At 61.6% G+C, this 19,919-nt stretch carries 27 protein-coding genes and 2 pseudogenes; 15 read left to right on the top strand and 14 right to left on the bottom strand.

The genetic code is table 11. The features are described from left to right. Positions 1-71: 71 nt before the first annotated feature. The 6 genes and pseudogenes from ACV7NL_RS24495 (at position 72) to ACV7NL_RS24470 (ending at position 4,488) form a co-directional block, all read left to right on the top strand. Positions 72-254, top strand: coding sequence for a helix-turn-helix domain-containing protein (locus tag ACV7NL_RS24495; RefSeq protein WP_463357362.1), 183 nt, complete (start codon positions 72-74; stop codon positions 252-254). Between the two features lie 363 nt (positions 255-617). Continuing rightward, positions 618-1,286: a ParA family protein gene (locus ACV7NL_RS24490; RefSeq protein WP_056482978.1), complete on the top strand. Its 669-nt coding sequence runs from the start codon at positions 618-620 to the stop codon at positions 1,284-1,286. Beyond that, complete coding sequence (locus ACV7NL_RS24485) at positions 1,283-1,582, top strand: hypothetical protein (RefSeq protein WP_463357361.1); 300 nt, start codon at positions 1,283-1,285, stop codon at positions 1,580-1,582. Before ACV7NL_RS24490 ends, ACV7NL_RS24485 begins: the two co-directional genes overlap by 4 nt. A 146-nt stretch (positions 1,583-1,728) precedes the next feature. Further along, positions 1,729-1,972: pseudogene (locus tag ACV7NL_RS24480) on the top strand (IS6 family transposase); the annotation flags it as partial. A 1,155-nt stretch (positions 1,973-3,127) separates the two neighbouring features. Continuing rightward, the gene (locus ACV7NL_RS24475; RefSeq protein WP_463357360.1) at positions 3,128-3,499 is read left to right on the top strand and encodes a hypothetical protein; all 372 of its coding nucleotides are present in this window, start codon (positions 3,128-3,130) and stop codon (positions 3,497-3,499) included. 752 nt (positions 3,500-4,251) lie between these two features. Then, entirely contained in the window at positions 4,252-4,488 is a 237-nt protein-coding gene (locus ACV7NL_RS24470) for a hypothetical protein (protein ID WP_463357359.1), read from the top strand. Between the two features lie 213 nt (positions 4,489-4,701). Here the strand turns inward: ACV7NL_RS24470 and ACV7NL_RS24465 are convergent, their stop codons facing one another. From ACV7NL_RS24465 to ACV7NL_RS24455, 3 genes are read right to left on the bottom strand one after another with little or no spacing between them, the layout of a single operon-like run. Beyond that, positions 4,702-5,994 carry a Y-family DNA polymerase gene (locus ACV7NL_RS24465; protein WP_463357358.1) on the bottom strand — a complete coding sequence of 431 codons (1,293 nt, stop codon included), beginning with the start codon at positions 5,992-5,994 and terminating at the stop codon, positions 4,702-4,704. After that, the gene (locus tag ACV7NL_RS24460; RefSeq protein ID WP_463357357.1) at positions 5,991-6,446 is read right to left on the bottom strand and encodes a LexA family protein; all 456 of its coding nucleotides are present in this window, start codon (positions 6,444-6,446) and stop codon (positions 5,991-5,993) included. Before ACV7NL_RS24460 ends, ACV7NL_RS24465 begins: the two co-directional genes overlap by 4 nt. Further along, on the bottom strand, positions 6,443-6,676 hold the full coding sequence (locus ACV7NL_RS24455) for a hypothetical protein (protein WP_463357356.1): 234 nt from the start codon (positions 6,674-6,676) through the stop codon (positions 6,443-6,445). The genes ACV7NL_RS24460 and ACV7NL_RS24455 overlap by 4 nt, the downstream gene beginning before the upstream one ends. 123 nt (positions 6,677-6,799) lie before the next feature. Here ACV7NL_RS24455 and ACV7NL_RS24450 point away from each other — a divergent pair, with 123 nt between their 5' ends. Both ACV7NL_RS24450 and ACV7NL_RS24445 read left to right on the top strand, forming a co-directional pair. Then, positions 6,800-7,066, top strand: a complete 267-nt coding sequence (locus ACV7NL_RS24450; RefSeq protein ID WP_463357355.1) for a DUF6894 family protein — start codon at positions 6,800-6,802, stop codon at positions 7,064-7,066. Continuing rightward, positions 7,063-7,305 carry a hypothetical protein gene (locus tag ACV7NL_RS24445; RefSeq protein ID WP_056482934.1) on the top strand — a complete coding sequence of 81 codons (243 nt, stop codon included), beginning with the start codon at positions 7,063-7,065 and terminating at the stop codon, positions 7,303-7,305. Before ACV7NL_RS24450 ends, ACV7NL_RS24445 begins: the two co-directional genes overlap by 4 nt. A gap of 68 nt (positions 7,306-7,373) precedes the next feature. On the opposite strand, the gene ACV7NL_RS24440 is transcribed toward ACV7NL_RS24445, so the two are convergent. After that, positions 7,374-7,574: a hypothetical protein gene (locus ACV7NL_RS24440; protein WP_463357354.1), complete on the bottom strand. Its 201-nt coding sequence runs from the start codon at positions 7,572-7,574 to the stop codon at positions 7,374-7,376. A gap of 101 nt (positions 7,575-7,675) precedes the next feature. Then, the gene (locus ACV7NL_RS24435) at positions 7,676-8,017 is read right to left on the bottom strand and encodes a hypothetical protein (RefSeq protein ID WP_463357353.1); all 342 of its coding nucleotides are present in this window, start codon (positions 8,015-8,017) and stop codon (positions 7,676-7,678) included. A 368-nt stretch (positions 8,018-8,385) separates the two neighbouring features. On the opposite strand from ACV7NL_RS24435, the gene ACV7NL_RS24430 reads away from it, so the two are divergent. Continuing rightward, on the top strand, positions 8,386-9,069 hold the full coding sequence (locus ACV7NL_RS24430) for a thermonuclease family protein (protein ID WP_463357352.1): 684 nt from the start codon (positions 8,386-8,388) through the stop codon (positions 9,067-9,069). A 64-nt stretch (positions 9,070-9,133) separates the two neighbouring features. On the opposite strand, the gene ACV7NL_RS24425 is transcribed toward ACV7NL_RS24430, so the two are convergent. Beyond that, complete coding sequence (locus tag ACV7NL_RS24425) at positions 9,134-9,595, bottom strand: hypothetical protein (protein ID WP_463357351.1); 462 nt, start codon at positions 9,593-9,595, stop codon at positions 9,134-9,136. Between the two features lie 132 nt (positions 9,596-9,727). Next, a complete protein-coding gene (locus ACV7NL_RS24420; protein WP_463357378.1) occupies positions 9,728-10,171 on the bottom strand; it encodes a DMT family transporter in 444 nt (147 codons plus the stop codon). A 187-nt stretch (positions 10,172-10,358) separates the two neighbouring features. Between ACV7NL_RS24420 and ACV7NL_RS24415 the strand changes: the two genes are divergently transcribed. Next, entirely contained in the window at positions 10,359-10,607 is a 249-nt protein-coding gene (locus ACV7NL_RS24415; RefSeq protein WP_463357350.1) for a hypothetical protein, read from the top strand. Here ACV7NL_RS24415 and ACV7NL_RS24410 read toward each other — a convergent pair. Next, positions 10,604-10,789: a hypothetical protein gene (locus ACV7NL_RS24410; protein WP_463357349.1), complete on the bottom strand. Its 186-nt coding sequence runs from the start codon at positions 10,787-10,789 to the stop codon at positions 10,604-10,606. The two genes, ACV7NL_RS24415 and ACV7NL_RS24410, sit on opposite strands and share 4 nt — an antisense overlap. 333 nt (positions 10,790-11,122) lie before the next feature. Between ACV7NL_RS24410 and ACV7NL_RS24405 the strand changes: the two genes are divergently transcribed. The 4 genes from ACV7NL_RS24405 to ACV7NL_RS24390 all read left to right on the top strand — a co-directional run bounded on the left by ACV7NL_RS24405 (position 11,123) and on the right by ACV7NL_RS24390 (position 12,999). Continuing rightward, the gene (locus ACV7NL_RS24405) at positions 11,123-11,860 is read left to right on the top strand and encodes a hypothetical protein (RefSeq protein ID WP_463357348.1); all 738 of its coding nucleotides are present in this window, start codon (positions 11,123-11,125) and stop codon (positions 11,858-11,860) included. A 423-nt stretch (positions 11,861-12,283) separates the two neighbouring features. Beyond that, a complete protein-coding gene (locus ACV7NL_RS24400) occupies positions 12,284-12,523 on the top strand; it encodes a hypothetical protein (protein WP_463357347.1) in 240 nt (79 codons plus the stop codon). Between the two features lie 85 nt (positions 12,524-12,608). Then, positions 12,609-12,785: a ribosome modulation factor gene (locus tag ACV7NL_RS24395; protein ID WP_463357346.1), complete on the top strand. Its 177-nt coding sequence runs from the start codon at positions 12,609-12,611 to the stop codon at positions 12,783-12,785. 55 nt (positions 12,786-12,840) lie between these two features. Next, entirely contained in the window at positions 12,841-12,999 is a 159-nt protein-coding gene (locus tag ACV7NL_RS24390; protein WP_463357345.1) for a hypothetical protein, read from the top strand. 615 nt (positions 13,000-13,614) lie between these two features. Here the strand turns inward: ACV7NL_RS24390 and ACV7NL_RS24385 are convergent. The 6 genes from ACV7NL_RS24385 to ACV7NL_RS24360 form a co-directional block, all read right to left on the bottom strand. After that, on the bottom strand, positions 13,615-13,905 hold the full coding sequence (locus ACV7NL_RS24385; protein ID WP_463357377.1) for an HGGxSTG domain-containing protein: 291 nt from the start codon (positions 13,903-13,905) through the stop codon (positions 13,615-13,617). 22 nt (positions 13,906-13,927) lie between these two features. Next, positions 13,928-14,566: a hypothetical protein gene (locus tag ACV7NL_RS24380; protein WP_463357344.1), complete on the bottom strand. Its 639-nt coding sequence runs from the start codon at positions 14,564-14,566 to the stop codon at positions 13,928-13,930. A 655-nt stretch (positions 14,567-15,221) separates the two neighbouring features. Continuing rightward, entirely contained in the window at positions 15,222-16,874 is a 1,653-nt protein-coding gene (locus tag ACV7NL_RS24375; RefSeq protein ID WP_463357343.1) for a DNA primase family protein, read from the bottom strand. Beyond that, positions 16,871-17,431 (bottom strand): hypothetical protein, encoded by a 561-nt coding sequence (locus tag ACV7NL_RS24370; RefSeq protein WP_463357342.1) that lies wholly within the window; start codon positions 17,429-17,431, stop codon positions 16,871-16,873. The genes ACV7NL_RS24375 and ACV7NL_RS24370 overlap by 4 nt, the downstream gene beginning before the upstream one ends. Positions 17,432-17,484: 53 nt before the next feature. Next, the gene (locus tag ACV7NL_RS24365) at positions 17,485-17,913 is read right to left on the bottom strand and encodes a hypothetical protein (protein WP_463357341.1); all 429 of its coding nucleotides are present in this window, start codon (positions 17,911-17,913) and stop codon (positions 17,485-17,487) included. Then, the gene (locus ACV7NL_RS24360; protein WP_463357340.1) at positions 17,914-18,138 is read right to left on the bottom strand and encodes a helix-turn-helix domain-containing protein; all 225 of its coding nucleotides are present in this window, start codon (positions 18,136-18,138) and stop codon (positions 17,914-17,916) included. It lies immediately after the preceding gene. 398 nt (positions 18,139-18,536) lie between these two features. Here ACV7NL_RS24360 and ACV7NL_RS24355 point away from each other — a divergent pair. Further along, a pseudogene (locus ACV7NL_RS24355) lies at positions 18,537-19,670 on the top strand (IS3 family transposase). Positions 19,671-19,919 lie beyond the last annotated feature (249 nt).

Genomic DNA, 19,919 nt, shown 5'->3' with positions numbered 1-19,919 from the left:
GAGGCCGGCGCCATCGCTCGCGGCGAGGCCGACCCAGTACGTACCACACGCACACCCCGACCGACGTCGACGTGCGGGCGATCCGCGACGGCCAGAAGCTCACACAGGCCGCGTTCGTCGCGCGCTACGGGTTCCCCATCGGGACCCTGCGGGACCTTGAACAGGGTCGGGCGCGGCCGGACGCCTCAACGCGGGCTTACCTGCTGGCGATCAGCCGGGAGCCGGGAGCCGGCGGCGGTGCGGCGGGCTTTTGAGGCTACTGGCATCGAGCCCCTGCGCCACGGCCGCCCGGAAATTCAGCTCGCGGAGCCTCAGGTATTAGGCGGGAACTACTCGCGTTCGGCCGCGGCGTGAACGCCTCGCTAGTTACGGCCTCCGGCCCTGCCCAGGGGCCTGATGAGGTGGACGGCTCCTGTCGATGAGATCAACGACCTCATCTTGGCACAGCGATGCCGTAGCGGGGGCCGTCCACCCCATCAGGCCCTTGGTTCTACCACTTATGGGGTTTCACAGCGTTGCGAATTTGCAATGGTACGGTGTCATAACGTTGCAGCCTCAAAAAATTGCGATATTGCAGTTTCATGACGCCTTAATGCCTCGACGTTATGAAGCTGCGCATGAGAACGATCACGCTTGTCACTCAGAAGGGCGGGGCTGGTAAGACCACCATCGCCACGTCGCTCGCCATCGCCGCCCAACAGCGCGGTGAGATGGTCGCTGCCTTCGATCTCGATCCTCAGGGGTCGATGGTCGAATGGGGTAAGATGCGGAAAAAGGCCGACCCCGCAGCCATCCCGGATCAGCACCTTCCAGTGATTGAGCGCTTCCCGCTTGAGCGCATCGGCCAGATCGGCTCGATGCTCGATAGCCTTGGTGGGAAGGGTGTCACGCTGACGATCTTGGACACGGCAGGCGCCGATACGCCCACGACCCATGCAGCCATGGAGGCGTCGACGTTCTGCCTAGTGCCCATCCGGCCGACGCGGCTCGACCTGCTTGCGGTACGCGCGACGGTGCAGGCGATCATGCGCAGCGGGAAGCCGTTCGCGTTCGTCCTGAACCAGTGCTCGCCCATCCCTCGCAACGGTCGGGCGAATGACACGGCCACAGGCTTGGCGTCGATCGGCTTCGTGGCCGAGCCTCTAATTCTCCTCAGGAACGACTATCAGGACGCCTTTGCCTCAGGCCAAGGCGTCACTGAGTACGCCCCTGACAGCAAAGCCGCCGACGAGATCCGGCAGCTCTGGAAGTGGCTCGACACCCAATCCAAGGAGACGAAGGCATGAGCCGCCGCGCACCCTCGATCTTCGACGCCGACACCATGCTACCCAGCGCTGATGAGCCGCCTGAGACCATGGAAGCCGCTCCAGCTCGGAAGGTCGGCCGACCGGCAAGGTCGACCGCTAAGCCCAAGCCGACGCCCTTCTACATCCACCCGGCGGTCAAGGAAGTGCTGCGGGATATCAGCTACCATAAGCGGGTCAAAGAGCACGATCTGTTCGTGCAAGGCCTTGAGTACGTTCTGAAAAAGAACAGCTACCCAACGATCGCCGAGATCATTGCTAACGCCGAAAAATCATAATTTCACAACGCTGTGAAATTGCAGCATTGCAAATTTGCTTTGGACCTTGCTACCTTCGGGGGGCCTGTCGCAAACGCGATCGCGCGGGCATTTACCCGACGTTGACCCTACGGCCTGCATGGCGCCTCCGTTTTCGGAGGCCGCCCATGATGCTGTCCGCTATCGCCGCCAAGCTGAAGCAGCGCTCCAAGGCTGACTTCAAGGGCCGGCACGACGAGGCGTCGCTTATCGTGCAGGTCGTCTCCTGGTATCTGCGCTATCCGCTCAGCGACCGCGACATCGAGGAGTTGTTCTGAGGAGCGCGGCCTGGAGGTCGATCACAGCACCCTGAACCGCTGGGTCCTGGCCTACGCGCCGCTGATCGAGAAGCGGCTGCGGCAGTTCCGTCGTGATCGCTGAGACCGCGATGAAACTGAATGCCACGCTGGTCACCGACGATGAGAAGCTACGGCAGGTGGTCTCGGAATTTGGCGGCAAGGCTGTGCCGTCCGCGAACTTAGCCTGACGCTTCACAGAAGCGGATCGACTTCAGTTGGAGTGCGGCGATGGCTTGAGGCTGGTGAATGCACGGAGGTTGCCGCGCCCCGGCGCTAGATAGCCTCTAAATCGCTTAGGATGCCCCACGACGGCCGAGGCTCGGAAATCCCACCAGACTTGCCCATCAAGACCGCTAGGCTTCCTAAAGGCCCTGCGCGCGTCCCGTTTTCCGCCTCCACGCGCACCCGTACGCGGGCGCACGCACGCGTTGCGAAGGTTTTGCGCCTCAACCTGCACCAAATGGGCCAGTTTGACCAAGGGGCCGAATGGAAATGGGCGATTGGATAGGCCGTCTGGCCCGACAACAATCTCGATTTGAGCCCGTGCTGCCTTGGAGCGCGTGAGATCCGGCTAACCAGCCTCGGCCATCCTACCGGCGAGCCACTGTAATGCGTACCGGCTCAGCGTGAGATGGACGATCCTACCCCGCCGGTCCCGTGAGCAGATCGGGCGGCGGGGGCAGGCTTGCCTATGTCGGATCGCGGCGGCGAGCTTGCGACGATGGCTTGAGGCAGTGTGAATAGACGGATGTTGCCAGGCTGCGGCGCTAGATACCCCCTAGGATCGCCCAGGATGCCCCAGGACAGCCGAGAGCCGAAAATCGCACCGACCACCCATCAAGATCCTTAGGCTTCCTGGGAGCCACGGGCGGCCCGTTTACCGCCCCCACGCACGCGCGTACCGGGCGCGCACACGCGATATGAAGGTTTTGCGCCTCAACCCGCGCCAAGTGGGCCAGTTTGACCAAGGGGCCGGACGGGAAACGGGCAATTGGATAGGCCGTCTGGCCCGACAACAATCCCGATTTGAGCCCGTGCTGCCTTGGGGCGTGTGAGATCCGGCTAACCAGTCTCAGCCATCCTGCCAGCGAGCCAAGTTGCGTATCGGCTCGTTCGTAACGAGCAGACAGAGCCCTGCTGCCATTCCCTCCTGTCAGGCAGCAGGGTCTCTCACGTTTGGTTAACCATATCCTGCCCACCCTGCTGCACTTAGCAGGCAGGATTGACCGTGAACCAGGCTCATCTCATCACCGTCCGCGACTTTGAGGATGGCTGTCCGGTTCCTGCTGAAACGCTCGGTCGGCTCTACCGCGCCGACGCTGAGACGCTGTCGAACCTCGTCGCAGGCATTTCTCAGCGCACGCGTGCCCAGCTGGCCGTCTTCCTCTATGGCCGGATGCACACCCGTGAGCTCGGGGTTCGTGTCGCAGCCATGTGTGAGGCGGCCCTGCTGATGCAGACGGCAGGCACCCTGGGCGAAGTCATCTACGCTCAGTCGCGCACTGGCTACGAGCGACCCACCTACGGGGAGGTTCATCGTCCTCTGAGGAGCGCAATCAGTCTCGCAGGATCACGGAAAACGGGTGATCTGCACGCCTGAGCACCCTGTAGCCGACGCCCATCCTGAGCCCGTACTCCTTCGACCCGACTGGCATTGACCCAGCCGCTCCCCTATCCCGTCCGGCCCGCAACAGCCGCCGGCCCCTATGTCAGCCTCAGCGAAACCAAAGCTCGTCCCTGCCGACCCCGCGCTCTGGCGCAAAGACTTCCTGGATCTGCGTCCCAGCGTCGTTCCATGCCCTGGCTACACCCTGCAATCCTGGGGAGGGGCGTACGAGGCGTGTGCTGACTTCCTGAATCGCTGGGCGGATGAGGCGGTCGCTCTCGGCTGGACGACACTTGAGATCTTCGGGGTGCATCCCGAAGCTGGCACCATCCGCCCCGACTTCTGCGGTGCCCTGGTGCTTGGCGCAGAGCGTGTGTCGGCGATCGCCAAGACGCGCATGCAGTTCGTGAACACAGCATTCTATCGTGACACCCCAGGCCGGCCCAGCGGCGCAGCGCCGATATGGTCGTTCGGACGGTGAGAAGCGGACGCACCGTTGGAGCGGTGCGGACTCACAAGCCTCACGAGAGGACGACCCCTGAAGCTAGTCCGCGGCCCGAGGGACGGCTTGTGGACGGATCCGACCCAAGCTCATGCCAACTGGGCCGTCACGGGGCATCTAGCTCCTCGGAGCTTGATCCTGCTAGCCCAGCCCAAAAACGCTTATCCCTGGCTAATTACAGTCGTAGCTCTCAGCCATGGCAGGATCTGATTTGAGCGTTAGGGCGTAGGTATCAATGCTGGAAATGGGTAGCGCCACCGAAACAGGAGGCTTCGTGATCATGACGATACCGAAGGCTCCGCAAGCAATGAGCAATGCCACACTGAACGAGAAAATTGTCTTCATTCCAATCTCCATCGGCATATCGGCTTTGGCCACTTTATGTCTGGCCATTGATTTTTTCGATACATTGTTTTGGCGGTATCATCGATCGATGAAAATTGAATACAGCGCGCATATTTTGGGCGGAAAACGGGAATGAATTGCTGAATGTTTATGAGCTAAGCGAGGTCGGGCAAAATTATGTGCAGGAGCGTAGGCGTAGGCTACTGACTACATTCGGATGTTTTCGATTTCCGAATGCGCCGCCGCTCGGCCTGAAACCCACCTCGTCCTCGAATGTCGTTCGAGCTGAAGCACCTTGAGACCGATCTTTGATCCTGCCTTACTTGGCATGGCAGCACGCTTCACAGCTTCAAGCATGCGCCGTCGGCAGCTCGCCCACCTGCGTGGTGTAGCGCGGGCTGCGCATCTCGAACTTCGTTGACCAGGTGCGCTTCTCTGTGAGCCCTGCCCGGGCCGGCACGACGGCGCCCCGGCCGAAGCGCGCGTTGCAGGCGTCCATCGCCGCCATCAGCGGGGCGCTACGCTCGCGGTCGAGCTGACCGATCAGCGCCCGCGGCGCATCCTCGAGGAGCTTCAGGTCGGTCGTGACCACGCCGGCCTTGCTGTAGCGCCAGGGACGGTCTCCAGGCGCCTCGCGCCAGGTGCGGGCCACGCCTGCCTGGGCCGCCTTGATCAGCGACAGGGTATCGTTCGTAGCCTCCGGCAGCGTCACCGTCGTCGAGACTGAGCGCATCGGGTCGCCTCGGTCGTGCTCGCTCGTGTGGTAGAAGACCGACACGTGCGTGGTGCCGAGCCCCCCGCGTCGCAGCTTCTCGCCGAGACGCGTCGCGTGGGCGGCGACCGCCTGTTCAAGCGTTTCACGCTCGGTGATGCGGCGGGAGAACGACCGGGTCACGGCGCAGCCCTTGCGCTGGGCCGGCAGGAGTTCGAGCGACAGGCAGGCGAGCCCGCGCAGCTCGTAGATGATGCGTTCGCCCACCACTGTCATGGCCTTCCGCACCGGACGCGGATCGAGGTCGCGCAGATCCGCAACCGTGTCGACGCCGAGGCCGATCAGCTTGGCCAGCGAGGCCCGGCCGATGCCCCAGACCTCGGCCACCGAGATCCGGCAGAGCCAGTGGTCATAGGCCACCGGGTCGGTCAGGTCGCACACCCCGTCGAGATCCGGGATCGTCTTGGCGATATGGTTGGCGAGTTTCGCTAGCGTCTTCGTCGGACCGATACCGACGCAGGTCGGAATGCCGGTCCAGGCTCGCACCGTGGCGCGCAGATCCCGCGCGAGCGTCACCCGGTCCCGATCGCGCACGTCCGAGAGGTCCAGGAAGCTCTCATCGATGGAGTAGATCTCCACGGCCGGCGAGAAGTCCCGGTAGACCGCGTTCGTACGGGCGCTCATGTCGCCGTAGAGGGTGTAGTTCGAGGAGAAGACGCGAACCCCGTCGCGCAAGCACTGCTGGCGGATCTTGAACCAGGGATCGCCCATCTTGATACCGAGCGCCTTGGCCTCGGCCGTGCGGGCGATGGCGCAGCCGTCGTTGTTGGACAGCACAATCACTGGCACGCGGGCGAGCTTGGGATCGAACACCCGCTCGCACGAGCAGTAGAAGCTGTTGCCGTCGATCAGCGCTATCGCTCGGCTCATCGTACCAGTCCGCCGCGGGCCACGTGCCAGCGGATCGAGAAACGCACCACGCCCCAGATCTCACCTTCAATCAGATCCTCGACCGCGAAGGCCGGCAGGTCGGGATTGTCGAAGGCAAGCCGCGCGACGTTGCCCTCGATGACGAGGCGCTTCAGGCTCATGGTGCCGTCGACGATCGCCACGACGACGCTGCCGTTGCCGGGCTTGAGGCTGCGATCGGCCACCGCCAGATCCCGATCGAAGATGCCGGCCCCGCGCATGCTGTCGCCGGAGATGTTCCAGGCGAAGGTCGCTGGCGGGTTCGGCGCGAGCCAGCGCGGCAGCTCGAGCGAGCCTTCGAGGAAGTCGTCGGCCGGCGACGGGAAGCCGGCGCAGAGCGCGGCGCCTTGGATCGGGATGCGGACCGTGCCGGCGCTATGGGGTGCGAGCTCGGCGACCTGCAGCGGCTTCATCGGCCGTCGTCCGGGTAGATCGCACCATCGCGGATGTAGCCGCGTGAGATGAGCCGGCGCTGCTGCACAGTCCGGTGCTCGGCCTCGGCGAGATCGCCCAACGCATCCTCGACGGCCTGCACGAGGGCAGCCCAAGCGTCACCGCGCGTGGCGCGATGGTAGGCAAGCGCGATCGTCTCCGCTTCGGTCAAGCGGATGTCCACAGAGGGTTCGTTGGGCTGGGCCTGCATCTCGCGTTCGGTTCCTGCTAGAACACAACATGAACAAAACGCATCGTCGGGCGTGGTTCAATCGAAACGGTCAAGCCATGGAAAGGCGCCGTGGACGTCTGTGGAGCGCGGGGTAGAACGCCAATGCCGACGCGGCTTTACCGCTTCCACTGCACGGATGGGCACGATCTTGTCGCCGATCTGCGCGGTCGGCGGCTGCCGACATTGGCGCTGATGCGCCTTCATGCGGAGCGGGTCGCCCTCGACCTGATGGCGCGCGGCACGCACCTGGACTGGTCGGACTGGTGGGTCGAAGTCTACGACCAGAATGGCCGAGCCGTGCTGGCAAAGGCGTTCACGGACGTCCGTCAGGATCGTCCGGCTGTACGGGGTTGGGAGGGAACCGCATGACCTTCAGCGAGGAAGCGGCCGAGCTCCATCGGCTTGAGGCGGTCGCCGTAAGTCTGGGCATGACCAGCGCTGCGTTCGAGTGCATTCTGCGGGAGGTCACGGCCGCGGCGCAGGTCGTGGGCGCCTCTCCGGCGGAACAGCTCGGGGAGATCCGGCGATGCATTCATCTCGCCGGCAGCGGCACGCAGTTCGATCGCATCCTTGAGCAGAAGTGTCCGGAGCCCGTCGGATTGGGGTGATCCAAGGAGTACACCGGGAAACGATAGGCCCGGCGTACATCGACGGTGCCCGGGCCCCGCAGGCAGTATCAGGCGAGGTCGTTCTGTTCTTCGGGCTCTTCGGGGAAGCGTTCAGCCGGATCTACCGTCTCCCCTGTGTGGCTGCCTGCGATCTTCTTGGTCTCAGCGGCGTCATCCTTGGGCTCGGAGCCCTTCGGATCGCTACTCCCGTCCCTCGTGATCACCTGATCCATCGGGACGTCCAGCGGGTCTTGCTTATTCTCAGCCATCGTTTCCTCTCCGGTTTTTATTCCAGACCAACGGCTGAGTAAGACGGTTGTTCGAGCGCTCTGGCCGGGCCGCTGGGGCGCAGATAATGGTATCGCCTCTCCTAAAGCCTGAGGCCGCGTTGCCGCTCGTCATCATCGGCCGCTATGAAGCCAGCCAGCACCCGAGCTGGTGTGGTGTAGACGGTTCGAAAACCTTTAGGCATTGGTCCGCAGCCGATGCAGACGGCGAAGTCCCACCGGCGCCAAATGCGCGTGTTGCGTTCGTCGGTAGCTCGCTGCCGTGCCTGTCCACGCTCAATCGCCTTCTTTATTTCAGCAGCTTTCTCGTCGCTGGTGGCACTGGATGTGGGGGGTAAATCAGGACGAGGCTGGCGTTTTCCCTGACTAAAGGCAGGGCTTCCAAGTCCGAATGTTGCGCAGAGGATGAGGCACAGAATGCGCATCAGATCTCCCAAAACAGTTCAAAAATTTCTTCATCTACGGTCACTACGTCCCTCATTATATAAAAGTTTCGATTATTAATTATTTTCCGGAGATGCTTTAGATCACGCTTCCGTGACAAAATAAAACCGCCTTAATTTGCGCTCAGCGGATGAAGGTTGGGTCGTTTCTCGCCATGAACCAGCACCAAACGCAAAGCATGACGCAGGTAGTTACAACTCATCACGCGCAGCAGATATCGCGCATTGCTCGGGTGAGGCTTTCGATCGGCGCCGCTATCTTGCGGTGCTCCCGGTACCAATCCTCGATAAGGTGCTGCTCATGCCTACGGCCCAATAAGGTGTGCCTTCCAGTATGGTAGAGCCTCCGCATGCGTTCATGGCCCTTCCTCCTCGTCCTGCTCCTCGCCACGCCGGCCCTGGCCGATCCGATCGTCGGCCGCGCTTCGGTGATCGACGGCGACACGTTGGAGGTGCGAGGAACGCGCATCCGCCTCCACGGCATCGACGCGCCCGAGAGCGCGCAGGTCTGCAAGGACGTCGCCAGCAAGGACTACCGCTGCGGCCAGACGGCGGCGCTGGCCCTGTCCGATCACATCGGCAAGCGTCTTGTGACCTGCGATCCGCGCGACACCGACCGCTACGGCCGGGTCGTGGCTGTCTGCCGCGCCGATGCCGAAGATCTGAACGCCTGGATGGTCCGCCAGGGCCACGCCACTGCCTACCGGCGCTACGCCGAGGACTACGCCAACGCCGAGCACACCGCGAAAGCCCTCCGGCTTGGCATCTGGGCGGGCTCGTTCCAGGAGCCGTCGGAGTGGCGCCGGGAGAAGCGCGCCGGTGGCGAGCATTCACGGCCTGAGACCGTCACGCCGCCGAGCAAGGCAAGCGGCTGCAACATCAAAGGCAACATCTCGGCCGGCGGCGAGCGGATCTACCACCTGCCTGGCTCAAGCGACTACGAGCGGACCCGCGTCAACGACCGGGCCGGCGAGCGCATGTTCTGCTCGGAGGACGAGGCCAAAGCGGCCGGCTGGCGAGCGCCACGCAGATGAGGCTTACCCTCCGCTCGCTGGCTTACCAACCACCTGATGTCCTGGCGTCCTCACGCCGAGACGCCTACTGACCAGGCATCCGGCGGATCTGGCTGATGTTCTCGGTGGAGAGGTCCGCATAGAGGCTGTGGGGAGCTTTATCCGGCGTCCTCGAGCGCGACGTAAGAGCTTGACGTCTCAATGCGCTACCTTCCGAGCCAGTCGCGTAACGAGGCTTCTTATTGGCAAAGTTATCACTGACGGTCTTCTTGTAAGAAGGGGTATCTCCGCACCCCTCGCAGATCGACATTGTCCAAGATTGCCAAAGGCCGTTTGTCTTTTCTTCCATTGAGGCAGCTCGCTCACGCTGAGCGGATGCAAGCTGCATGGTATCCAGGTCTGGAGCCTGTTTGGGTACCGGCGCAGTGCGTAGCTCATTCAGCAGCGTATCGTTCTGACCACCGCCAAAACGTCCGGGAGGTGCGGATTGGGCCAGAGCTGGGGAGCCAAGCGAAATCAAAGCGAGGAGTGCAGTCTGAAAGCGCATGGAAAATCCTTTCCATCACCAACCGTGCGAAAGACCCTGTGTTCTGAATGCTTCAAAACAAAATTAACCATCTCGGATTGCCCCGTTGGATGAAAGTCGGGTCGCATAACGAGGGTTAATCCAACTTTGGGTTCAGCAGAGACCTACGAGTGCTACGCCCCCGATCATCAAGATGGCACCGACGATGCGCCCCAGACTAGCTGGGTGCTGGTCGAAGCCGACCCATCCGAAATGATCCAGCAGGATCGAGGTGACGACGCCTGCGGTAACAAACAGCCCAAGAAACGTGGCCGCTCCGATCTGCCGGGCGATGAAGAACTGAGCGAGAATGATGCCACCGCCCATAAGGCCACCGAACCAAGCCCACCAGGGCATCTGGATCGCTTGATCGAGGGAGGGCCATGTCAGGCGTCCCGTGACCAAGCCAACCACTAGGATGCAGGTAGCCGTACCTGCGACCACCACGAGGCCCGCCGTCAGCGACTGCGACAGTCCCTTGGACAGGGTACCGTTTTGACCAGCCTGGACAGCATTAGCCACGCCTGCGAGCAGGACGAAGCCGTAGAGGTACCACATAATAATTGCCCGGCTGTAGATATTCTCTTTGTTAAGACGACCACGCGCGAAAGGTGCGATCCGAAATAATATATCTGCTGCCTTATTATGCTGTGCGGCAACGACGGCAGGAACTATTTTGGCATGGAAATGAGTTGCGCGATGTAAGCGCATCCGACAACGGGATGCCGCAGACCGCGGGTGTACGATGACACGGCACGAGGAGTTGAGAGCGGATGCTGCCTTCTGCAAGGCTGTGCAGGCCATCCGAGGCGTCGCAAGTGTCATGTACGGCACTGAGATATCGAAGGAGGAAGCCGAGATGCTTGTCAGCGTCGCGCTGACGACCTTCGCTAACGCCGGTGGCTTGAGCGAAGCGAGCTTGAGTCGCCTTGCACGTTTTGCCCCTGTCGAGAGCATTGTCGACGGCAACGAACCGGCCGGCAGGCTGAATTAGTCCCCTCTGTCGGCCTTCGCTTTAGCCAACCGGAGGGCCTTCAGGCGCACCGTTTTGTCCTCTGCAGCCTGCTGGATTGCATCGTAGTCAGCGCGCGCCTCGCCCCCGGCGCGAGCCTTCTCCAGATATGTCGCAGCCTTCGTTTTGCGACGACTCCGCGCATTGCCGTCATCACTCGCCATGGCCGCTGCCCTCCTGCTGGTGATGGATCGGGCAGCTCCTACCGTTGACTTAACCATGCCCGCCACGCGACATGGCGTGTCTGGCTGCATTCGCCCTCGGAGGCGAGTCGTAAGCCGGCATCAGGAGAGATCACCGCCGCGAGATAGACCCTGAAACGACTACGGCCCCCCAGTCGCCAAACTGGAGGGCCGCAAAATCGAAATGGCCTTGGTGGCCCGATGCAATTCCCACCAAGCCATATGACCCCTCTGGGTGTCAAGACGGAACGCCAATTCCGTCAACGATGAAGTCGTGCCTTGTGCCTGCCTGCGGCCCGTAAGGGACCGGGACCGATGTTTCACGCCGCCATGCAGGCCGCGATCGAAGGCGCACGAACGCTTGCACAGATGGACGAGCTATCGCGCCAACTCTGGCAGGGGCACGGGGCAGGGGCCTTGGGCGACCATGAGGCCCAGATCCTCGCCGAACGCCTCCACGGACGCCGCAGCGCGATCCGGGAGGGCATCCGGCCGACCGGTATCCCCGCCGGCCGAGCAAGCCTGTTCCCGCCGCGCAGGAGCCTCAGGAGCCCGGATCGGGCGGCATCCTTGGAGCGGCGCCGCCTCTTGGCCTGCTCCGGCCCCTTGCCACCCCAGCTCGCCGCACGCTTCACGGAAGGGCAGCGGGCGGTGCTGCGCATCGTCGGCGACGAGGTGGCCGCCAAGGGTGTGTGCGGCCTCTGCATCGACGCCATCGCGGCCCGAGCGGGTGTCTGCCGTCGCTTAGCTCAAGGGGCACTGCGTCTGGCTGCCGGCGACGGGCTGCTGACGATCGAGGAGCGCCGGCACCAGGGCCGGAAGAACTCGCCAAACCTCGTGCGCGTCATCAGCCGCGAGTGGCAGGCCTGGATCCGGCGCGGCGGCACTCAGAAGCGGGGTGGCTTCGCTTCGCCTGCTGAGGGGACACCTCAGCCGAAGGTCCTAGGGTGCAAAGCGTTACGCCCCACGGATAAGGGGATAACTCTGGGGACAGATTTGCCGCCAGAACCAGCAAAAAAGCTACCGGAACGGCAGAGCCCTGCCCATCGGTAGCGCGATCTCCGTCATGCCTCAGGTAGGCTGAACCCGCGCAGTTATGCGTGGGACGCGGACGGCTGATCGCTTTGCCGAACGATGCCGATCGCTCAGCCCCATCATACATCCAGGATCTCTCCCGCAGATGCGTCAGCGCCGGTCCGGACAGTCGTCGGGCTGCGTCAGCACGAGAGAGCACACGATGACAGGCCGGCGTGGGCCAGTTCCCTACCCTGTAGCCCGTGACGCCTCGGCCAGGTGATCGTGTGAGAGTTGGCAAGGCGGAGAACAGGAACCGCGTCGCCGGCCCAGGGCCACCAAAGGTTTCTCGGGTGTGATCAGGGTTGGGGATAGAAACGTTTCGTCCCCCGGCGTGATCCTCCCGCTGCATCGTCACTTCCACGCGCCTGCTAGGCCGAGCTGGTCGTCAGGATCCTGCGCATGCCCAGCCTCTCAGCCCTCATCCTCAGCGCCTGCCTGTCCGGTTGCGTCGTTGCCGGGCTGTTCGTCCTGGCTGACGCCTCCGCCCGCACGCAGCTGCAGCAGGCCGTGATCGGTTCTCATGCGCTTCAAGGTGAGCGGAAGCCTGCACCTACGCTGTCCCGCATGAAGGTGTCTCCCCTAGACAGGCAACGCCTGACTGCAACCATCGCGATGATCAGCCACCCCGACGCCGAGTGAGCCTGCGGTCCCGTCTGTCACGACACTCGCAGCCGGGATCAACCCGGATGGGGATGAGGTTAGCGAGATTTGGAGGGCATCCCTCATGTCCGAGCATCCCAAACCGCACGCCGATCCCATCGACCAAGGCGCGCAGGCACGGGCCCATGGGCGCAAGCGCGAGTGCTGTCCCTACCCCGCCGGCTCCGAGGAGCGCGAGGCCTGGCTGGAGGGCTTCACGGGCATGCCGCGCGATCGGCCTAGGGATCTGCCGCTGAGCTGAGCCCGGATCGGCGCGTTCCTCTCAGGGTCGGCGTTGGCGACGGCAAGGGACATTCATGGCCCAGAACGGCCTGCTCGAGACCGAACATGCCTTCATCCGCGCCGATCGGTACTGGGGCACGGACGTTGGCCGCAGCACCGGGGCTGACGGGGTGCTGCGCTACGGTGACCTATCGCAGACCCGCTTCAACGACAGCCAGTCACACGCAACGTGAGCGCGGATAGAGGGCCGTCCAACAGATAGTCGAGCTCTTCACCGATTGTGACGCGCTCGGGGCGCCCCCCACCCCATCGGATCTGCCTATAGGCGTCCTTGGAGCCCGATGCCCAGCTGACCGGCGTAACGGCTGGAGACCCGTCAACGTAGTCTCGCATTACCTCGAAGGTGCCGGCCGAGCCCTTGAGCTCGTATCCCTCATACCCGAGCAGCTTGTTCGCGCCGATTGGCTTGCTCAAGCGCCACTCTCGTCGCGCTGTGTACCGACTGATGCGAAACCTCTGGCCGATCAGATCAGGGCGCTTCACCTCGCTCACCCCAGCGTAGTGGACCTTCGTATCGACCACCCGAACCTCTGCTCGGGTCATAGGACAAGAGACGGCCTGCGCCGTTGTGATGGTCACAGCCGCTGTGATCAGACCAATCAGAACAGCACGCATTCCAAAAATTGGCTCCGTTGGTAGATTGTACACCAGTGCTATAAATAAATAATCTAATTGCATAAAGTAATATATGTTATATTATCGATATAAAATTATCTTACGAAAAATAATCAGTAGAAATCATGCCTTGAATATGTTGCGAGCCAGCGCAGAACTTGCATGAAGTGGATTTAATCGTCTTCATTTACATTGTCATGACCGCTTTGAGCCCACCCATAGCCTTCAGCGCCGCGAAAGGTGCTGAGGGCTTGTCGCATTTGCCTGATCAACCCATGCACTTCAGCGCGCTTCGTGATCGCGTCGTTCGTGAACTCGCCATGCTTGAACATGCCGTTGCGTTCGCCCTTCGGCGCACCGGGAGATGCACCACCATGCATACGGCAGCGGCCGTTCGGCATCGCTGGCGCCTGGCATGGAGCTGCGCTGCGGGTCTTTGCTCCGCAGCGTGGTGAGAGGTGCATCGCCCAGTGCATGGGGTTGCCCTTACCTTTCAGAACCGGCTCTCCCCCCGCGTGGGGGAAGGCCAACAGCTCCGACGACCGCTTGTCCGCCGGCCTCAACGGTGACCCGCTCAACGCGTACGGTTTGACGGCCATCGCTGCGGTAGCGCTTCAGCGCGTCCATCTGTGAGGTGAAAGTCCGTGCCAGTTTGTTGAACGCGCGCTCGCTACTATTCAGCTCGAAAACGTTGCCAGAGCGGGCAACGCGTCCAGCGAGTGTCATGGTAGCCATGTGCGTGACAGCCATTTGAGTCGCCAGCATTGCTTCAACTTCATCCCGTGGCTCAACGCCCTGGATCATGGCCAGCATGAAGTTGGCTCTGGCGAGGCTGGCCTCTTCAGCCGGCTTCGTGTGACTTACGATTTCTTTGGTGATGCCGTCGATAAAAGCAGGGTTGCTCGTACCCAGAGCAGCCATCATGAGAGCACTGCCAACCCGCTCATCAGGGTGATCCACGCTGACGACCGTCTTCCTGCGTGTTTTCCTGGTCTTGAGACGCATCCGTTTCCCATCGATCTTTTGTTGATGGTGCTGAAGGCAGAGAGCCTCCTCTGCAGGCGTTGGCGAATAGGGCAACGCAACGGCTTTGTTTTCAGAAGTTGAATTCATATTCTCATTCATCGCGAGTGTTACCTATTAGTGAGTCAGGCATATATTTAGTAGTATGTATCTACGAGATTTTCTATCATATAATGCCGGAACCAACAACAAATTTGCCATTAAGAGATTTGTTGCAACTTACGTGTGCTCGAATCAAACTACATTATTAGAACTAGTTAGTTCCAGAATGCTGCGGTTCCTGACAACGCGTGCAGGCGAGGAATGGTGAAGCGGATGATCTCCTATCCAGGGCGACCATCCAGCAGCCTCGCCGACCTCGCACCAACAACGGCTTGATGCCTGTCGCCTTGGCTAGGAAGGGAGGCATGCACACGGACGATAAGGTCGCTGTGTGCCACCCCATCCCACCTACGATGACAGAAGCCGCACCGCCGCTTTGTCGGAGTCAAATTCCTTCCGTCCGGAGCCTCAGCGTTCGGGAAGACCTATCCGGCAAAGCCCGAATGCGACCGAAGGATACAAGGTAGTCACGACTTGCGCCGGTTCTCTCGATCCTCCCAGAGGCGAGCAAAACAGTCCTACTGTAGACTGTTGATTTGTTTGAAATTGGGAGATTTTGGGAGGATTGGGAAATTATTTTAAAGACTATCGCAGGTGCATGCGCACGCGCATAAATATCAGCATGGGTGGTCGAATTCCTCCCAATCCTCCCCCATCAGTCAAAGCTGTTGTGTTGCAAAGGTTTAGAGCGAGGAGGATTTTGCGGCGTTTGGGAGGGCCGGGAGGATTGATCGTCATCGCGATATCCACGGCTTCGCTTATTCGCGCGCGGAGGTTCATCACGGCGATCAATAAAGTCGGACGGCAGGGCTGTCGCCTCGATATCGACCCACCACTGCACACCGGACTTGATATCGGGTAGGCCTCGCCCCCTCAGGTCACGTCCGAGCATATTCGCAGTACGAGCTGTTTCACCGTGCGCCTTAGCCCATGCCGAGTAGAGTTCGTGGAGGGTTTTCGCCTGAATCCTCTCGCCGAGGGTCGGCTTCGTGCATTCGGAGAGAAAGCGGCCAATTGGGTCGGACTCGGCCCGGTACGTTACCGTGGCGGCTTCAACGGCTGGTGGGATGACGAGGCCGTTGTCGAGCCAATCGCAAAGGCCAGAGACCAGGCGGTTTAGGATGCCCGAGGCCTCGGCTTTCAGCTTCTCTCCGAGTTTTGGATCGCGCTCTTCCTGCGGGATGAACACGCTCCAAGGCACCAGGATCAGGCGACCCCAGATACCCTCGTCCGTCCCATTGACCTTCGGACGGTAGTTGCCCTGGATGGTCAGCTTGAAGCTTGGCGTGAAGGTGAAGAACTCTTTGTTGAGGTAACGGGCGTCCATCGGTTCACCGCCCGTGACCAGCTTGATCAGCGCCTCGGCGAGTTTCGCTCCCTTTTCAGGTTCTGAGGTCCGCAGCATGCGGGTACCGGGCAGTCGGGCGAGATCTGGTGTTGCGTCGCCGCCCCGGCGGCCTCGGCCACTCTCGGTGAAGGACTCGATCGGGATCGTGGCGCCGTAATCGCCGGCCACGTACCCCACGGTATCGACGTAGACGGACTTCCCGTTTCGGCCGGTGCCCCAATGGAAGACGAGCTTCTGCTCGCTGATATCGCCCGTGAGCGAGAGGCCGCTCCACTGGTCGAGGAATCGGCGATTATTCTGATCCGGTTGCACCCGAAGCAGGAACTTGTCGAAGATCGGGCAAGCCGCCGTAGGGTCATAGACGACAGGCGCAAGTTTGGTGATGCGATCTGCCGGATTATGCGGAGTGAGGATGACGTGGGACCCGGTGGAGCGCTTCATGATTGTCAGCGTTCCATTCAAAACGTTGATCTGCATTGGATTGGTGTCGAGTTCGCTCGGCTTGACCGCCATGTAAGAAGACGCAAGTTTCGCGATCACACGAAGCTTAGAGGCCGTCTCTGATAATCGACCCCACGACGAAAGTTTATCTGACAGCATAATAATTTCGTTGCTATTCTTCGTCTTGACCTTAATGTCCTGATATGACCCTCGGATTGCTTCCGCTTCGTCCTGGATAGACCTCACCGTCTCGTGTTCGGCACGGAGGACCTTCTCTGCGGCACCATCCGTGTTCCAACGTCTTCCATCCCAGACGAGCCATCCAACCGTTGCGCACCACAGAAACCTGTCACGGTTGCGCTCGACGAATCGGTCGGCGTTTCCGAGGTCTGTCCTGGGAAAGGTAGCCAAATGCTGGTTGAGCTTCGAACCGGTCGGCGGAGACTTAGGTGTCACCTCCTCGACCTTCACAGGTTGAGCCCTCCGAAAGGCGCTCTCAAGGCTGATGAAGTCAATCATGCCGTCGCCTCCCTGAAGGCATCGGCTGGCACTAAGATCGAGGGGAGGCGTACCTTCGAGAGCATAGCCTGCAGAGCTGTACCATGGGCGATGTCTGCCGCCATGATCGAGCCTGCCTTAAGCAGGTCCGCGCGCGCGAGCCGTTCATCGACCACGACGACGCCCTGGCGTTCGTCCGCGAGCCAAGTCGCGGGATCTCGATAGATGACAAGCGGGTCCTGAGCCGTGCCTGGACACGGGTACTCAAGCCCGAGCAAGCCGGTACGTCCAAGCCAGGTGGCGAGCCGACCCGTGCGCGGATGCCAAGCGATAACGTCGAGAGGAGCTCCCCCACGATCACGGGCCAGCAGCGTGTACGCGGCAACACATTGACCCTCGGCGTCACGCCGGTACCGCGCGAATTCGAAGTGATGCTCGCGGTCGAACACCACCACATCCCGCAGGATCAAATCAAAACCGCCAACGTACCGCCATGCGCTGACCCGGCCCGAAATGCCTTGTGCTAGCAGCCAAGCGAAATCGGCCCTCCTTAGGCCGAAGCCACGCGCGTGTTCCATCTCGGCGTCGGTCCAACAGCGGCGTCGTTCTGCTCTTCGGTTCCCCCTATGGATCATTGAAGCACCCTCCCGCCTGCCAGTGCGGCGACCGCACAGGCGTCAAAACCGACATGCGCGGGATGGACTTTCAGACTGTCGAGAAAGGACACGGTACAGTCGAAGCCGTTTCGGGTCGTCTTCTCGGCTGCGCGCGGCAGCGGGATGGTTGCAGGCCGCCATCTAGCCGTGATCGGCGCGAAGGCGGTCTCCTGAGAGACCCGGCCGCGAATGCAGGCAAGGCGTATGGTGACGTCGAGGATGATCTCCGCGCCGTTCGGCATCACATCGGCAGAGAGAAGCGATGTTTCCAAGGAGGCGGTACGCACGGGATCAGGTGCGACCGTGGTATAGGAGATGCGCGCGGCTGCCAGGACGCAAGCCTTCGCATCTAGTCCGGTGGTCGCGCTCCTACGCGACTGCCGGGCCTTCTTTGCACGCTTCATTTAAGCAGCGTCGGCTTTCTGGCATGAGGCAATATGCTCGACTTGGAGCATCTTTCGAAGCGGTGCTGTCGGAATTACCCACTTCCTCCCGAGCTTCTGACCCGGAATGTCTCCCCTCTCAATGGCTTCAATGACTGTTGGTCTCGACAAGCCAAGAAGCGCCGTGGCTTGATCCAGGCTGCAGGTCAGACGTGTTAATGCAATCCGTGATTCATCATCGATCATCGAAAAACTCCTATGCAAAAACTTGCAGATACTTCGCGGGGTGCGATCGCAAACTTTATGCATAAGCGGACTTAGACGGACCTTAGTGCAAAGGGCCGGTAAGCGACGGAAGGCTCTGAAAACTTAAGGCGGTGATGCTCGAACGAACGAAAAATGCGTCGCATCCCAAGTGTCAGAAGGCATCATTCTGAGAGCGAAGGTTTGGCGGCTACCGCAAACTTGGCGCTGCACGGAACGGATTGAAATCGGTTGACGATGTTGGTCCGGCCGTCATGGGGCGGACTGCCATATCGCCGCCAGGGTGGACATATCAGAGGTGGCTCAAGGAATCTGCACAGTGGGGCTGAGTGGAGTTTCTGCCTGACGGTGGCCAGGATGGCTGCGGATCAGGAGCGATGATGAGCAAGCGACAGCGCCGGAACCACCTCCCGGCCTTCAAGGCGAAGGTGGCTTTGGCTGCCCTGCGGGGCGAGAAGACGCTGGCCGAATTGGCTCAGCAGTTTGATGTCCACCCCAACCAGATCACGACCTGGAAGGCCCAGCTTCTCGATGGGGCTGCCGGGGTGTTCGGGGCCGCGCCCCGGTCGGAAGCGGCACCGGCCATCGACGTGAAGACGCTGCATGCCAAGATCGGCGAGTTGACGCTGACCAATGATTTTTTGTCCGGCGCGCTCGGCAAGGCCGGTCTTCTGAGCGCAAAGCGATGATCGATCGAGGTCACGATCTCCCCATCGCCGCCCAGGCCAAGGCGCTTGGGATCAGTCGAGGCAGTGTCTACTACCTGCCGCGCCCAGTCCCAGCCGCTGATCTCGCAGTGATGCGGCGGATGGACGAGTTGCATCTCGAACTCCCCTTCGCCGGGAGCCGGATGCTGCGGGACCTTCTGAACAAAGAGGGCCTTGTGATCGGCCGCCGCCATGTCGCGACGCTGATGAAGCGCTCGGCGCATCGAGGCCCTCTATCGCAAGCCGAACACCTCGAAGTCGGCACCTGGGCACAAGATCTATCCATACCTCCTGCGCGGGATGACGATCGATCGGCCCAATCAGGTTTGGGCCATGGACATGACCTACGTGCCCATGGCGCGCGGGTTCGTCTACCTCGCCGCCGTCATCGATTGGTTCAGCCGCCGGGTGCTGTCCTGGCGGCTATCGATCACGATGGAGGCCGACTTCTGCGTCGAGGTCCTGGAGGACGCGCTTGCCCGGCACGGCAGGCCGGAAATCTTCAACACCGACCAGGGCTCGCAGTTCACCAGCCACGCCTTCACCAGCGTGCTGCGGGAGGCGGGGATCGACATCAGCATGGACGGCAAGGGCGCCTGGCGCGACAACGTCTTCGTCGAACGGCTGTGGCGCTCGGTCAAGTACGAGGAGATCTACCTGCGGGCCTACGACACCGTCAGCACGGCGCGCGCCTCGATCGGCCGGTACCTCGCCTTCTATAACGAGCGCAGGCCCCATTCGAGCCTTGACCGGCGTACTCCCGACCAAGCCTACTTCGACAGGCTGCCGCATCCCGCGGCGGCCTGAACCCGGCAGAAGATCCACTTACCCAAGCCCAGGTCGTTGTTCAGACAAACCGAGCCACCTCTTATCCGCCCGGCTCTGCACGAATCTGACCGATAGGAGATGATAGCCAATCTGTTACCCGGCACGAAAGTGGCGTAGCGCAGTGCAGCGTCTTTAAGGCCGGGAACTGCGCCTGGATCGTAAGCGCTCGGTGACGGCTGCCTTGCGGGGATAGGGCTTGGGTCTGGATACAGGTGATGGCGCGCGGTG

The organism is Methylobacterium sp. Ger2507 (assembly GCF_055231875.1).
This window is presented reverse-complemented; position numbering and strand designations above follow the sequence as displayed.

Bases quoted from the DNA above. Each gene is read 5' to 3' on its own strand.
- ACV7NL_RS24360 (WP_463357340.1), bottom strand. From the start codon at position 18,138: ATGATCGATGATGAATCACGGATTGCATTAACACGTCTGACCTGCAGC.
- ACV7NL_RS24465 (WP_463357358.1), bottom strand. From the start codon at position 5,994: ATGAGCCGAGCGATAGCGCTGATCGACGGCAACAGCTTCTACTGCTCG.
- ACV7NL_RS24455 (WP_463357356.1), bottom strand. From the start codon at position 6,676: ATGCAGGCCCAGCCCAACGAACCCTCTGTGGACATCCGCTTGACCGAA.
- ACV7NL_RS24415 (WP_463357350.1), top strand. From the start codon at position 10,359: ATGACACGGCACGAGGAGTTGAGAGCGGATGCTGCCTTCTGCAAGGCT.
- ACV7NL_RS24400 (WP_463357347.1), top strand. From the start codon at position 12,284: ATGCCCAGCCTCTCAGCCCTCATCCTCAGCGCCTGCCTGTCCGGTTGC.
- ACV7NL_RS24430 (WP_463357352.1), top strand. From the start codon at position 8,386: ATGCGTTCATGGCCCTTCCTCCTCGTCCTGCTCCTCGCCACGCCGGCC.
- ACV7NL_RS24445 (WP_056482934.1), top strand. From the start codon at position 7,063: ATGACCTTCAGCGAGGAAGCGGCCGAGCTCCATCGGCTTGAGGCGGTC.
- ACV7NL_RS24460 (WP_463357357.1), bottom strand. From the start codon at position 6,446: ATGAAGCCGCTGCAGGTCGCCGAGCTCGCACCCCATAGCGCCGGCACG.
- ACV7NL_RS24485 (WP_463357361.1), top strand. From the start codon at position 1,283: ATGAGCCGCCGCGCACCCTCGATCTTCGACGCCGACACCATGCTACCC.
- ACV7NL_RS24410 (WP_463357349.1), bottom strand. From the start codon at position 10,789: ATGGCGAGTGATGACGGCAATGCGCGGAGTCGTCGCAAAACGAAGGCT.
- ACV7NL_RS24470 (WP_463357359.1), top strand. From the start codon at position 4,252: ATGGGTAGCGCCACCGAAACAGGAGGCTTCGTGATCATGACGATACCG.
- ACV7NL_RS24380 (WP_463357344.1), bottom strand. From the start codon at position 14,566: ATGAATGAGAATATGAATTCAACTTCTGAAAACAAAGCCGTTGCGTTG.
- ACV7NL_RS24365 (WP_463357341.1), bottom strand. From the start codon at position 17,913: ATGAAGCGTGCAAAGAAGGCCCGGCAGTCGCGTAGGAGCGCGACCACC.
- ACV7NL_RS24390 (WP_463357345.1), top strand. From the start codon at position 12,841: ATGGCCCAGAACGGCCTGCTCGAGACCGAACATGCCTTCATCCGCGCC.
- ACV7NL_RS24490 (WP_056482978.1), top strand. From the start codon at position 618: ATGAGAACGATCACGCTTGTCACTCAGAAGGGCGGGGCTGGTAAGACC.
- ACV7NL_RS24440 (WP_463357354.1), bottom strand. From the start codon at position 7,574: ATGGCTGAGAATAAGCAAGACCCGCTGGACGTCCCGATGGATCAGGTG.
- ACV7NL_RS24420 (WP_463357378.1), bottom strand. From the start codon at position 10,171: ATGTGGTACCTCTACGGCTTCGTCCTGCTCGCAGGCGTGGCTAATGCT.
- ACV7NL_RS24405 (WP_463357348.1), top strand. From the start codon at position 11,123: ATGTTTCACGCCGCCATGCAGGCCGCGATCGAAGGCGCACGAACGCTT.
- ACV7NL_RS24395 (WP_463357346.1), top strand. From the start codon at position 12,609: ATGTCCGAGCATCCCAAACCGCACGCCGATCCCATCGACCAAGGCGCG.
- ACV7NL_RS24375 (WP_463357343.1), bottom strand. From the start codon at position 16,874: ATGATTGACTTCATCAGCCTTGAGAGCGCCTTTCGGAGGGCTCAACCT.
- ACV7NL_RS24425 (WP_463357351.1), bottom strand. From the start codon at position 9,595: ATGCGCTTTCAGACTGCACTCCTCGCTTTGATTTCGCTTGGCTCCCCA.
- ACV7NL_RS24450 (WP_463357355.1), top strand. From the start codon at position 6,800: ATGCCGACGCGGCTTTACCGCTTCCACTGCACGGATGGGCACGATCTT.
- ACV7NL_RS24435 (WP_463357353.1), bottom strand. From the start codon at position 8,017: ATGCGCATTCTGTGCCTCATCCTCTGCGCAACATTCGGACTTGGAAGC.
- ACV7NL_RS24385 (WP_463357377.1), bottom strand. From the start codon at position 13,905: ATGCACCTCTCACCACGCTGCGGAGCAAAGACCCGCAGCGCAGCTCCA.
- ACV7NL_RS24370 (WP_463357342.1), bottom strand. From the start codon at position 17,431: ATGGAACACGCGCGTGGCTTCGGCCTAAGGAGGGCCGATTTCGCTTGG.